This is a genomic window from Kitasatospora sp. NPDC018619, from assembly GCF_044391605.1.
In the GTDB taxonomy this organism is placed as follows: Bacteria; Actinomycetota; Actinomycetes; order Streptomycetales; family Streptomycetaceae; genus Kitasatospora.
The window spans coordinates 203,383-215,333 of the sequence record NZ_JBISAI010000012.1; the positions used below are offsets into that span (position 1 = coordinate 203,383).

At 73.6% G+C, this 11,951-nt stretch carries 11 protein-coding genes and 2 pseudogenes; 10 read left to right on the top strand and 3 right to left on the bottom strand.

The window, feature by feature from the left end; genetic code table 11:
- The first annotated feature begins 51 nt into the window (after positions 1–51).
- The 7 genes and pseudogenes from ACH5AR_RS20835 (at position 52) to ACH5AR_RS20865 (ending at position 6,225) form a co-directional block, all read left to right on the top strand.
- Entirely contained in the window at positions 52–267 is a 216-nt protein-coding gene (locus ACH5AR_RS20835) for a hypothetical protein (RefSeq protein WP_396302925.1), read from the top strand.
- A 17-nt stretch (positions 268–284) separates the two neighbouring features.
- Positions 285–941, top strand: a complete 657-nt coding sequence (locus tag ACH5AR_RS20840) for a cytochrome P450 (protein WP_396302926.1) — start codon at positions 285–287, stop codon at positions 939–941.
- 113 nt (positions 942–1,054) lie between these two features.
- Positions 1,055–2,044, top strand: a complete 990-nt coding sequence (locus ACH5AR_RS20845; protein WP_396302927.1) for a DUF4331 family protein — start codon at positions 1,055–1,057, stop codon at positions 2,042–2,044.
- Between the two features lie 238 nt (positions 2,045–2,282).
- A complete protein-coding gene (locus tag ACH5AR_RS20850) occupies positions 2,283–2,648 on the top strand; it encodes a hypothetical protein (protein ID WP_396302928.1) in 366 nt (121 codons plus the stop codon).
- A 220-nt stretch (positions 2,649–2,868) separates the two neighbouring features.
- Positions 2,869–3,969, top strand: a complete 1,101-nt coding sequence (locus tag ACH5AR_RS20855; protein WP_396302929.1) for a substrate-binding domain-containing protein — start codon at positions 2,869–2,871, stop codon at positions 3,967–3,969.
- A 133-nt stretch (positions 3,970–4,102) separates the two neighbouring features.
- A pseudogene (locus tag ACH5AR_RS20860) lies at positions 4,103–4,870 on the top strand (ATP-binding cassette domain-containing protein); the annotation flags it as partial.
- A gap of 110 nt (positions 4,871–4,980) precedes the next feature.
- A complete protein-coding gene (locus ACH5AR_RS20865; RefSeq protein WP_396302930.1) occupies positions 4,981–6,225 on the top strand; it encodes a sugar ABC transporter permease in 1,245 nt (414 codons plus the stop codon).
- Positions 6,226–6,615: 390 nt separating this feature from the next.
- Here ACH5AR_RS20865 and ACH5AR_RS20870 read toward each other — a convergent pair whose 3' ends face one another.
- Together ACH5AR_RS20870 and ACH5AR_RS20875 are read right to left on the bottom strand one after the other, a co-directional pair.
- Positions 6,616–7,170, bottom strand: a complete 555-nt coding sequence (locus tag ACH5AR_RS20870) for a hypothetical protein (protein ID WP_396302931.1) — start codon at positions 7,168–7,170, stop codon at positions 6,616–6,618.
- 14 nt (positions 7,171–7,184) lie between these two features.
- Positions 7,185–7,577, bottom strand: a complete 393-nt coding sequence (locus ACH5AR_RS20875) for an ATP-binding protein (protein WP_396302932.1) — start codon at positions 7,575–7,577, stop codon at positions 7,185–7,187.
- 1,040 nt (positions 7,578–8,617) lie between these two features.
- Between ACH5AR_RS20875 and ACH5AR_RS20880 the strand changes: the two genes are divergently transcribed.
- Positions 8,618–9,391 carry a transcriptional regulator gene (locus ACH5AR_RS20880; RefSeq protein WP_396302933.1) on the top strand — a complete coding sequence of 258 codons (774 nt, stop codon included), beginning with the start codon at positions 8,618–8,620 and terminating at the stop codon, positions 9,389–9,391.
- On the opposite strand, the gene ACH5AR_RS20885 is transcribed toward ACH5AR_RS20880, so the two are convergent.
- Entirely contained in the window at positions 9,372–10,034 is a 663-nt protein-coding gene (locus ACH5AR_RS20885; RefSeq protein ID WP_396302934.1) for an HAD family hydrolase, read from the bottom strand. The two genes, ACH5AR_RS20880 and ACH5AR_RS20885, sit on opposite strands and share 20 nt — an antisense overlap.
- A gap of 554 nt (positions 10,035–10,588) precedes the next feature.
- On the opposite strand from ACH5AR_RS20885, the gene ACH5AR_RS20890 reads away from it, so the two are divergent.
- Both ACH5AR_RS20890 and ACH5AR_RS20895 read left to right on the top strand, forming a co-directional pair.
- Complete coding sequence (locus ACH5AR_RS20890) at positions 10,589–11,380, top strand: aminotransferase class IV (RefSeq protein ID WP_396302935.1); 792 nt, start codon at positions 10,589–10,591, stop codon at positions 11,378–11,380.
- A gap of 88 nt (positions 11,381–11,468) precedes the next feature.
- Positions 11,469–11,724, top strand: a pseudogene (locus tag ACH5AR_RS20895) (NUDIX domain-containing protein); the annotation flags it as partial.
- Positions 11,725–11,951: the final 227 nt, after the last annotated feature.

Genomic DNA, 11,951 nt, shown 5'->3' on the forward strand with positions numbered 1-11,951 from the left:
CCGGTCGGTGTCCGACCCGCGGCTGCCGGCGGAGCTGCCCCGGGACCGCGCGTGTTCAAGGACGGCACACGGCACCGGCCCGGGTTCGCCGAGGTGGTGCGGACCTGGCCGCCGGCGATCTGGGTGAGCGCCCGCAACGTGTTCGACGCCCCCGGCGCCCGCCGGGTCGCCGCCATGACGGCCGGCGTCGAGGAGCTGACCGAGGGCCTGCTGGACGGCCTGGCCGCCTGCGCGACCGCCTGGCCCACCCGCTGCCGATCCGGGTGATCTCCCGGCTGCGGGGCGTGCCCGAGGAGCTCACGGGCACCTTCCGCGGCATGGTCGCCAGGGCCTTCTCCACCGTCCTGGGCCCGCAGGAGTCGGCGGCCGCCGTCACGGCGTTCCCGGCCCTGCCGGAGGAGCTGATCGCCGAGCCCGTCGCCGTCGCTCTCCTGGTCGCGGGCGGCGATCAGCGCGGAGGTCAGGTCCTCGCCGGGCCTACGAGACCACCGTCGACCCGATCGACAACGGCATCACCGACCTGCTCACCCACCCCGACCAGCTCGCCCCGGTGCGCGGGGGGCCGGGTCGGCTGGGACGACGTCGTGCAGGAGGCGCTGCGCCGCGCCGCCCCGGTGGCGCACCTGCCGATGCGCTACGCGGTGGAGGACACCGAGCTGCCCGGCGGGGTGACGGTGCGCGGGGGCGAGGCGGTCCTCGCCGCCTACGCGGCCGTCGGGCGCCACCCGCAGCGCTGCGGCGACACCGGCGCCGACTTCGACGTCACCCGGCCCGTCGAGGACCACCTCGCCTTCGGCCACGGCGCCCACTTCTGCCCGGGCGCGCTGCCGGCCCGCCGGGAGGGGCGCACCGCGCTGGGCCGGCTCTTCGCGCGCTTCCCCGGCCTCGCGCCGGCCCCGGGCGTCCGGCTGGAGCCGGTGCTGCCGGGCCGACCGGCCTGAGGCCCCTGCCCCGCCGCCCGGACGTCGGACGCCCGGGCGTCCGACGTCCGGGCGGCGCAGCGCGGGGGGCCGGGGCGGGGAGGCCGTGCTAGCAATGGCCGAGGGGGCGGGGGGTGTCCACAGGGATCACTCACAGGCCGGAGGCCGTCTTGTCGCACCACCTCAGCGGACCGAACCTGCGCTCACCCGAGGGTGACGCTCGCCTGGACATGACCGACCTGTTCGCCTTCGCCTCGCCGGAGCCGGGCCGGACGGTACTGATCATGAACGTGAACCCGGTGGCGCCGTCCGGCGGGCGGGCCTTCCACCCGCAGGCGGTGTACCGGATCGACATCGACACCGACGGGGACCAGCGGGCCGACATCGCGTACAGCTTCACCTTCTCCGAACCGGTGGGCGGGGAGCAGACCATGACGGTGCGCCGGGCCACCGGGGAGGGGGCACGGGGGCTGGAGGCGACCGGCGAGGTGCTGGTGGCCGACGCACCGGTGAGCTTCACGAAGACCCCGGCGGTGGTGGAGGCGGGGGTGCACACGGTGAGCGCGGGGCTGCGCAGCGACCCGTTCTTCGCGGACCTGGACGGGATCGTGAAGGACTTCCAGTGGACGGGGGTGGACTGGGGCGCGGACAAGAACGTGTTCGGGATCGTGCTGGAGGCGCCGGACGAGCAGTTCGGGCCGTCGCCGGAGTTCGGGGTGTGGGGGCGGGTGAGCGTGCGCAAGGACGAGGGGCTGGTGTCGGTGGACCGCGGCGCGCACCCGTCGCTGACGGCGTACTTCAACGAGGAGGACGCCAAGGACGCGTACAACGCCGGGGACCCGGTGGACGACTGGGCGACGTACCGGCAGCCGTGGACGGCCAAGCTCCAGCACTTCGGCGGGTACACCACGGCCGCGGCCGAGGCGCAGCTGCGGATGGTGCTGCCGGACGTCCTGCGCTACGACCGCTCCCGCCCGGCGGGCTACCCGAACGGGCGCACGCTGACCGACGACGTGACCTCGGCGCGGCTGTCGATGCTGACCGACGGCAGGGTGTCCAGCGACCGCATCGGGCCGCACACCGACCTGCTGCCGGGGTTCCCGTACCTGGGGCACCCGCACTGAGCGCCTGGCCCGCCCGACCTGGCTGACCTGGCTGACCCGCCTGCTCCGCCTGACCTGGCCGCCCGTGCGTCCGACGGCGGGCGGTCGCACGGACGCACGGACGCACGGACGGGCGCGGCGGGCCGGGCGCCGCGCCCCTGTCAGGTGTCAGGGACCGCGGCGGGCCGCGGGTTCCTAGGCTGACGGGCACCGGACGGGCCGATCGTCCGTCCCCGTACCAGCCGAGGGAGAACCACCCATGCGCAGGATCACCCACGCCGTCGCCGCCCTGGCCCTGGCCGCCGCCGCCCTGAGCACGCTGGGGGCCGGCAGCGCCGGCGCCGCGGGCGGCGACTGGGCGGGCTGTCCGTCCGGCGCGGTCTGCGTCTACCCGCAGAACCAGGACCCGGCGGTCAGCCCCAGCGCGGTCTACTGGAGCTACGGCGCGCACAACCTGAGCGGCCAGTACGGCAACCACTGGGTGCTCAACAACCAGACCGGCGGCGCGCACGCCCGCCTGTGCCGTGCCTCGGGCGGCGGCGACTGCGTCTACGACATCGCGGCGCAGCGCGGCGTGTACTACGACCTGGGGCCGATCAACTCGATCACGCTCGACCGGCCCTGACGCCCGGTCGGTCCGGAGCAGGGGTGCCCGCCGCACGGGGGTCGGCGGGCACCCCCCTTTGCCGTGGGGCCGTCCCCCTGCCGGGGGCGTGTTCACGAAGATAACGAGTAGTGGTGGATTCCCGGCAGTCTGGTTTTACTTATTGACGTCATGTACGCGCTCAGGGTTGACTCCCCCCACCCCGCCGCAAACGCCGCGGCGACCCAGGGAGAGGTATCCGATGAACGCCGTCCTGCGTCGCGCCCTCGTCTCCACCGTGGGCCTCGTGCTGACCCTGTCCGTGACCGCCGCCTGCGGGAAGGCCGGCGGCGCCGGGAGCGGCTCCTCCAGCGCCGCCGGCGACTCGAACGCCATCGGCCTGCTGCTGCCCGAGAACGCCTCCTCGGTGCGCTACGAGTCCTTCGACCGCCCGTTCATCGAGGCCAAGGTCAAGGCGCTGTGCGCGCAGTGCAAGGTGCTCTACAACAACGCCGAGGGCAGCGCCGCCAAGCAGAAGCAGCAGTTCGACACCCTGCTCACCCAGGGCGTCCGGGTGATCGTCCTGGACCCGTACGACGCCGCCTCCACCCAGGGCTGGGTCGAGGAGGCGGCCGCCAAGGGCGTCAAGGTCGTCGCCTACGACCGCCTGGCGAGCGGGCCGATCGCCGCGTACACCTCCTTCGACAACGAGAAGGTCGGCGAGCTCCAGGGCCAGGCCCTGCTGGACGCGCTCGGCCCGCGGGCCGCCGAGGCGAACATCGTCATGATCAACGGCGACGAGGCCGACCCGAACGCCGCGCAGTTCAAGGCCGGCGCCCACAAGGTCCTCGACGGCAGGATCAAGAAGGTCGTCTACGAGCAGTCCGGGCAGTGGAACCCCACCGTCGCCGGGCAGAAGATCTCCGCCGCCGTCACCGAGTTCGGCAAGAACGGCTTCCAGGCCGTCTACTCCGCCAACGACGGCATGGCCGCCGCCATCATCACCCAGCTCAAGGGCGCCGGCATCACCGTGCCCGTCGGCGGCCAGGACGCCGGCCTGGACGCCGTCCAGCGCATCGTCGCCGGCGACCAGGCGTACACCATCTACAAGGCCTACCGGCCGCAGGCCGAGGCCGCCGCCGAGCTGGCCGTCGCCCTGCTCCAGGGCAAGGACGTGAAGGCCGTCGCCACCTCCAGCGTCGACAGCGCCACCGCCAAGGGCGTCCCGGCCAAGCTGCTCGACGCCAAGATCGTCACCAGGGACACCATCGCGAGCACCGTCCTGGCCGACGGCATCTACAAGGCCTCCGACATCTGCACCGCCGACTACGCCGCCGCGTGCGCCGCCGCCGGCCTCAAGTAGCCCGCGCGCGGCCCGTACCCGCGGGCAGCACGCGCGCCCGCGCGCGGCCCGTCCCCGCGAACAGCGGTGCCCCGGCCCCGGCCGGCCCCGCACGCCGTCCACAAGTAGCCGCTCCCCCAAGGTGGTCGTTCCCGTGACAGGCGCACCCGTCCTGCAGCTGCGCTCGGTCTCCAAGCGCTTCGGTGCCGTCCAGGCCCTCACCGACGTCGACCTCACCGTCCACGCCGGCGAGGTGCTCGCCCTCGTCGGCGACAACGGCGCCGGCAAGTCCACCCTCGTCAAGACCATCGCCGGCGTCCACCCCGTGGACGAGGGCACCCTCGCCTGGCACGGCGAGCCCGTCCGGCTGTCCCGCCCCCAGGACGCCACCGCCCTGGGCATCGCGACCGTCTACCAGGACCTCGCGCTGTGCGACAACCTCGACGTCATCGCCAACCTCTTCCTCGGCCGCGAGAAGCGCCGCCGCGGCCTGCTCGACGAGGTCGCCATGGAGCGGCACGCCCGCCGGCTGCTGGACACCCTCGCCATCCGCATCCCCGACGTGCGCACCCCGGTGGCCGCGCTGTCCGGCGGGCAGCGGCAGGTGGTGGCCATCGCCCGCGCGCTGGTCGGCGATCCGGCCCTGGTCGTCCTGGACGAGCCCACCGCGGCCCTGGGCGTCGAGCAGACCGCCCAGGTGCTGGACCTGGTGGAGCGGCTGCGCGAACGCGGCCTGGCCGTCGTGCTGGTCAGCCACAACATGGCCGACGTCCGGGCGGTGGCCGACACCGTCGCCGTGCTGCGCCTGGGCCGCAACAACGGTGTCCTGCCGGTGGCGGGCACCACCCAGGAGGAGATCGTCGCCGCGATCACCGGCGCCACCGACAACGCCCACGCCCGCCGCCGGGCCCGGCACGCCGGGGGCGCCGGGCCGGGCGAGGGCGCCGGTCCCGCTCCCGCCGCGGGAGCCGGGCCGGGCGAGGGCGCCGGGCCCACCGATTCCGTCGCGAGCGCCGAGGAGGCCGAGCGCGCATGAGCACCCCCGAAGCAACCTCCCCCGCCGTCGACCCGCGGCTGCACCAGGGCGCCCCCGGCTGGGCCGGGCGGGCGCAGGCCGCCCGCCGGCGCCTGGCCTCCGGCGAGCTCGGCTCGCTGCCGGTCGTGGTGGGCCTGGTCGTCATCGCGGTCGTCTTCCAGTCCGTCACCCACCACTTCCTCCAGGCCGACAACCTCACCAACATCACCCGCTTCATCGCCGGGCCCGGCCTGATCGCCGTCGGCGTCGTCTTCGTGCTGATCCTGGGCGAGATCGACCTGTCGCTGGGCTCGGTGGCCGGCGCCAGCGCCGCCACGGCCGCCGTGCTGACCTCGCGCCAGGGGTGGAGCGAGTGGGCGGCCATCCTCGCCGCCCTCGGCGCGGCCTGCGTGATGGGGCTGCTGCACGGCCTGTTCTTCGCCCGGGTCGGCGTGCCCGCCTTCGTCGTCACCCTCGCGGGCATGCTCGCCTGGAGCGGGCTGCAGGAGTACGTGCTGGGCGACGGCGGCACCGTCAACAACCGCCACGACGGCATCGTCGCCGGCCTGGACAGCACCTTCCTCGGCGACGGCGACATCTCCTACGCCTGGGGCCTGGCCGTCCTCGCCCCGGCCCTCTACCTCGGAGCCCGCCTGCTCACCGCCCGCCGGCGCCGCGCCGCCGGCCTCGCCGCCCCCGCCACGGCCGACAGCGCGGTGCGCGCCGGCGCGCTCGCCGTCCTCACCCTGGCGACGGCCTACGCGCTCAACCAGGACCGCGGCCTGCCGCTGTCCCTGGTGGTGCTGCTCGGGGCCGTCGTGCTCACCGACTTCACCCTGCGCCGCACCCGCTACGGCCGGCAGGTCTTCGCGGTGGGCGGCGGCGTGGAGGCGGCCCGGCGCGCGGGCGTCAACGTCGCCCGGGTACGGATCTCGGTGTTCGTGCTGTCCGCGTTCCTGGCGGGCCTGGGCGGGCTGTTCTACGCCTCCCAGCAGGGCTCCGCGGACAAGCAGTTGGGGGGCGGCAACGTGCTGATGAGCGCCATCGCCGCTGCCGTCATCGGCGGCACCAGCCTGTTCGGCGGGCGCGGCAAGACCTGGTCCGCGCTGCTGGGCATCCTCGTCATCCAGTCCATCACCACCGGCCTGGACATGGTCCACGCCGCCCAGGCGATCCAGTACATGATCACCGGGGCGGTGCTGCTGGCCGCCGTCGTCCTGGACTCCCTCACCCGCCGCACCCGCGCCACCGGCCGTACCTAGGACGGGCTCCGCCACCGGTGCCGCCCCCGGCGCGGGCAGGGGGCGGCACCGGCGTTCTCCGGGCATGGGGCGGGGGCCCCATACACCACGCCCACCGGCCGACACGCGCAGGAAGTCGACCAGGCCGACTTCCCGTGCACCACCGGCTCCCCACCCTGACAACCACCCCCCGCAGGAACAGCACGCGCAGGAAGCCGACCAGGCCGACTCCCACACAGCCCCCCTCCCCCAAAACGAACTGCCCGCCACAACAGCCCCACCCCGCCCGGCCAACACGCGCAGGAAGTCGACCGAACCGACTTCCCACACACCACCCCCACCCCAACCAGCCACCCCCGCCCGACCAACACGCGCGGGAAGCCGACCAGGCCGACTTCCTGCGCGCGGGGGTCAGACCCGGGCGCCCGCGTGGCCGTGGCAGCGGGTGAGGGCATAGCGGACGCGGCTGTCCGGGCGCGGGGTGGTGAGGAGGAGTTCGCCGGCCGCGACGAGTGCGGCCCAGTAGGTGGCGGGGTCGCCGGTGCGGGGCAGCGGTCGGGCGGCGACGAGGGAGAGGTAGGCAGCCGTGAGGTTGCCGGTGGTGAACCAGCGGGTGAGGCCGTGACGGTGGCCGGGGCGGATGCCGCCCATGGCGTCGACGGCGGCGAGGAGGCGGTCGACGACGGCGAGTTCGGTGTCGGTGAGGGATTTGGGGACGTCGAAGACGCCGAGGGCTTCGAGGAGTTCGCCGGTGTCGGTCTCGTCGCCGGGATGGTGGTCGGCGAGGAGGGCGTCGTAGCAGTCGGCCAGGCGGCGGGTGGTCTCGGCGTGGGGGATGTCGAGGGCGAGGCAGACGGCGCGGGCGGAGGCGAGGGGCTGGTGGGTACGGCGGGTGAGGAGAGTGTAGGTGGCGGCGAGGGTGTGGCCGCGGGAGAGGGCGTGCCGGGCCAGGGTGGCGAGGTTCATGGTGACGGGGTCCTTCAGATGGCGACGGGAGCGACGAGGGCCCAGACGAACTTGCCGATGCCGCAGGGGCGGGAGGCACAACCCCAGCGCTCGGCGAGCTCGTTGACGAGGATCAGGCCCCGCCCGCACTCGTCGTCCGGAGCGGCCGCGCGGAGCAGCGGCCGGCCGGATCCCGCGTCGTGTACCTCCAGGCGCAGTCGCGAGCCGGCGAGGGCGAAGCGGACTTCGATGTGCCGGTCGTCGGGCGCGTCGCAGTGCCGGACGGCGTTGGCGAAGAGCTCGCCCAACAGCAGCTCGGCGGTCTCGCGGTAGCGGTCGCCGGAGGGGAGGCCGGAGAGGTAGGCCCGGAGCAAGTACCGGGCCAGCGGCGTGGAGTCGGTCCGAGAGTCGAGACGCGCGACGAACATGCGGGGCCGGCGGGTTTTGAGCATGGCGAAGTACCTCGGAAGGAGCGGATAGAGAACGCACGAGAGGAGGGCGACATCACGCTGGAGATGCCTGGTGTGGTGCCAACCAGCGACCGGGCGCTTATAGCTTGATCGGACACGTCGAGAGGTTGTCGCGCCGAGCTGGACTGCGACGCATACGTACCGGCCACCCCAGCGGAGGTCGAGTTCGATCACGATGCTGTCGGCCGACTCACGACGGGGGGTCACGGCCCCGAGACAAGCAAGGACAAAACGTCCTATCATCCAGCCGAACAGAGCCCCACCGGCCCTGGTCGGCATGACTTGCTCTGTCTCAAACACAAAAGACCTACTGTCAGTGATCTTGTGCCACCGTTCAGTGACCAGATCCATCGTCGTTCGCCACTAGGACGTCCTGAAGGCCTTGGAGAGGACTCTTAAGGGACGCCTGGAGGACGTATTAGTCCGTCATATGCCTGAGGAGTCCCCAAAACGGCCTCTGAGTCCGTAGGGTTAATCCATCATCGGCATGTGCGGAGGAGACTGTGCCCAACACCGCGCTCAAAGCAGCCCGACAAGCCGCCGGCTACGCCAGTCAACAGGCCTTGGCCGACGCCCTCACCCGGGCTGCCCAACAGCTTGGCCTCCGTGGTGTCTCCGTCAGTGTGCGCCAGGTCCGCCGCTGGGAATCCGACACCCCTCCGTGGCCCGGGGAGGACTACCAACGCCTCCTGACTCACGTCCTGCGACAACCGGTTGAAGACCTGGGCTTCCGTGCTCCCTGGAACCGCTCCCAGCCCATGTCTGCGGCCGTTGCCACGCCTTCGGTTCCACTCCGTATGACATCAACAGCCCTCCGCGGCGCACTACCTCGACCGCACGGTCCGCAGGGAAGCCAGCCAGGGACTGTTGGCGCCGACTACGCCATAGTCACCGAAGCTCACCGTCGGCTCTACCTGTCCACGGCCCCAGCCGCGTTGCACCCGACGGTGGCCGCACACGCAGACCTAGGCGCCGTACTACTCGGGGAGACGGACGGGGTGGCCCGCAAGGTGCTGGCCTCGGGCCTGGCCGAGTCGCTGCTGCTGCTCGGCCGAATCGAGTTCTTCGACCTGCGGCTGCCCGACTCTGCTGACACGACCTTTGTCCGCGCACTTCAGGCTGCTGGCGAGGCTGACGACAACCTGCTCGGCGCCGCGATCCTCGCTCACAGTGCGTTTGTGCCGGGTTGGGCTGGTCACCTCGATGGGGCACGGGAACGTATGCACGCTGCCCGCACCTACGCCCGTCGGGCCCCGGTATCCGCGGACGTACTGGCCTGGCTCGACGCAGTCGAGGCCGAGTGCCTCACTCGATGCGGAGACCATCGCGGCGCGCTCGCTCTGCTGCGGCACGCCGAGGATGTCCTCGCCGCCGACAGCGACATTCTCCCGCCCGACTGGTTCACCTGGTTCTCAACGACCCGGCTGCACGCGTTCCGTGGCAACACCGAGTTGCGGGCTGGCCTGATCCCGCAGGCCCGGACCACGCTGGAGCAGACACTCTCGGAACTCCCTCAGACCGACGGCAAACAGCGCATCGTCGTACTCGGCGACCTTGCATCGGTGGAGGCCGCTGCCCGGCGGCCGGAGCAGGCATGTGCACTGCTGGAGCAAGCCCTCGACCAACTGGCCATCACCTGGTACGCCACCGGCATGGAACGTGTACGCGAGGCTCGACGAGCACTCACCCCGTGGCAGGACACGGCGGCCGTCCGACGTGTGGACGACCGCCTCTACTCCTGGTCGACGACGCTCAGTTCGCTCCAGCGTTGAACTCGGCGATCAGGTCCGGGAGCTCCGCCAGCGAGTCGATGCGGAACGTCGCCTGATCGGCGGCCGGGTCGTGCTGCTGGATCCAGCCCCAGGGGCCGCGCCGGATCAGCGCCGTCCGCATGCCCGCCGCCCGGGCGGGGAGGACGTCGTTGTCGAGCCGGTCGCCGACGTAGAGGACCTCGTGCGGCTCGGCAGGCACCACCTCGGCGACGCGCTCGAAGAAGGCAGGGTCCGGTTTGCTTGCACCCCAGTCGTCCGAGGTGCCGATCAGGTCGACGTCGTCCGTGAACAGCCGCCGCAGGATCGCGCCGGCCCTCACGGTCTGGTTGCCGGCGATCGCCAACCACAAGCCGTTCGCCCGGAGTCGGGCGAAGGCACCCCGGACGTCCGGGTAGAGGTCGTCCTCGCCGAAGGTCTCCGGCCGACCGGCCTCCGCCCGCTTCTCTCGCTCCTTGGAGAGGTCGAAGCCCGGCGCGAAGATCTGGAAAGTCTCCCGGTAGTCCCGGCCCTGCGCGATCACCGCGCCGAACTGGGCCACGAACGTGTGCCTCGGCACGCCCAGCCAGTCCGCCCAGGTGCCGTACTCCCGGGTCTCGTCGACCAGGCACTCCCCGACGTCGAACACCACAGCCTTGATCGTCATAGCCGCAGCCTATCGGGGAAGGAACGTCCCTCCGGAGGTCCTGCCCGGAGTCCTTCCGGCCCGGGCCGACCGGCCGCCGGCGGGGCGGCCGAAGCACTCCGCCGCCTTCGGCACGCCCCGGAGAGCGCCGCGCGCAGGCCCGCTGCGCAGGAAGTCGGCGGGGCCGACTTCCTGCGCGCCTCGTGCCCTCGGGGATCCGGCCCACCGGCCCGTCCGCGCGCAGCCGCGGTGTGCGCGGACGCGTTGCGTGCGCCCGCCGGTTCGGGCCGGGCAGCTCGGCTGCCGGACACGCAACGGGATTCCGCTGCCGAAGGCCACGGGGGCCTCGAACTGCCGGACCGGCCCTCCGGAGGCGTACCGGGTGAGCCGGGCGGACCCGGCGTCGGTCTCCGATGTCGGCACGGCGGCGTGGGAGCGGCCGCTCCTGCCGGGCGTGACGTCCTCCACCGCCATGGCGCCCCCATGGACCGAACTCGCCTGCGGCGCACCGGCACCCACCTCCTCGGCAGGCGACTTCCCCCGCGCCCGGGCGGCGGGGCCGTTAGGCTCGCGCCATGAGCCCGTACCCGCAGCCCGCCGAGCCCCGCCTGGAGATCGACGGCCGCCCCGCCACCGCGCAGGCGCTCTTCCCGGCGATGACCAGTCACGCGCACTTCACCGCGATGCAGGTGCGCGCCCGCCGCACCCCGGGGCTCGACCTGCACCTGGCCCGGCTGGACGGCGCGAGCAGGGAGCTGTTCGGCGTCGGGCTGGACGGCGGGCGGGTGCGGGAGCTGGTCCGGCACGCGCTGGCCGACGACGTGCAGGACGCCTCCGTGCGGGTGCGCGTCTTCCGCCCCGACGCCGGCGCCGAGCGGCTGTCGGTGCTGGTGAGCGTGCTCCCGCCGGCGCCCGAGCCCGCCGGGCCGGTGCGCCTGACCGCCGTCGACTACCAGCGCGAGTTCGCGCACGTGAAGCACACCGGGAGCTTCGGGCAGGCGCACCACGGGCTGCGGGCTCGGGCGGCGGGCTTCGACGAGGCGCTGCTGACCGGGCCGGGCGGCGTGGTCGCCGAGGGTTCCATCACGAACGTCGGCTTCCTGGAGGGCGGGCGCGTGGTGTGGCCGGACGCGCCGAGCCTGCCCGGCATCGCCATGCTGGTGCTGCGGCGCGAACTGGACCGGACCTCCTGCGACTGGTGCACGCGGCCCGTGCGCCTGTCCGAACTCCACCGCTACCAGGGCGCGTTCGTCAGCAACTCGCACGGGGTCGCGCCGGTGTCCCGCATCGACGGGCAGGCCTTCGACGAGCGGGCCGCCGCGCCGGTGGTGGCGCTGTACCGCGCGGCGCCCTGGGACCTCATCTGAGCGTGAGTAGGAGCGGGAGCGGGAGCGGGAGCGGAAGCAGGAGCGGGCCGCGCGGCGGCGGCCCGGCGATGGTGAGGCGGAGCGGCTCGTGCCCAGACGTGACCACCAGGACGCCCCGTACGCCCCGGCGGCGAACTCGCTGGTCCCGGGCCGCCTCCGTGGTCGTGGCGCACGGCGCGGGCCGCGTGCTGCTCCAGCGCCGTACCGACGACGGGACGTGGGCGCTGCCCGGCGGCGCGATGGGCACCGGGAAGTCGATCGCCGGGTGCGGCCTCCGCGAAACGCGCGAGGAGACCGGCGTCGAGGTCGAGATCACCGGGATCGTCGGCACCTACACCGATCCCGCCCGCCGCGCCGCGTCGGCGCGCTGCCCGCGGGGCCTGCCGCACGCGCGGCGGGGGGCGAAGCAGCCGTCGGAGGGGAAAAGTCGGTCCGGGCCCTCGCCGGCGCCCCCCCCCCGCCCCCCCCCGGGGGGGGGCGGGGGGGCGGCCCCCCCCCCGCGCCCGGGCGGGCCCCCCGGGGGGCGGAGAACCGGGGCACGCGCCCCCCCACGCGGAAAGGGCCCAGCCCC

Coding starts and splice junctions, on each gene's coding strand:
- ACH5AR_RS20890 (WP_396302935.1), top strand. CDS start 10,589: ATGAGCCCGTACCCGCAGCCCGCCGAGCCCCGCCTGGAGATCGACGGC.
- ACH5AR_RS20875 (WP_396302932.1), bottom strand. CDS start 7,577: ATGTTCGTCGCGCGTCTCGACTCTCGGACCGACTCCACGCCGCTGGCC.
- ACH5AR_RS20865 (WP_396302930.1), top strand. CDS start 4,981: ATGAGCACCCCCGAAGCAACCTCCCCCGCCGTCGACCCGCGGCTGCAC.
- ACH5AR_RS20885 (WP_396302934.1), bottom strand. CDS start 10,034: ATGACGATCAAGGCTGTGGTGTTCGACGTCGGGGAGTGCCTGGTCGAC.
- ACH5AR_RS20855 (WP_396302929.1), top strand. CDS start 2,869: ATGAACGCCGTCCTGCGTCGCGCCCTCGTCTCCACCGTGGGCCTCGTG.
- ACH5AR_RS20850 (WP_396302928.1), top strand. CDS start 2,283: ATGCGCAGGATCACCCACGCCGTCGCCGCCCTGGCCCTGGCCGCCGCC.
- ACH5AR_RS20870 (WP_396302931.1), bottom strand. CDS start 7,170: ATGAACCTCGCCACCCTGGCCCGGCACGCCCTCTCCCGCGGCCACACC.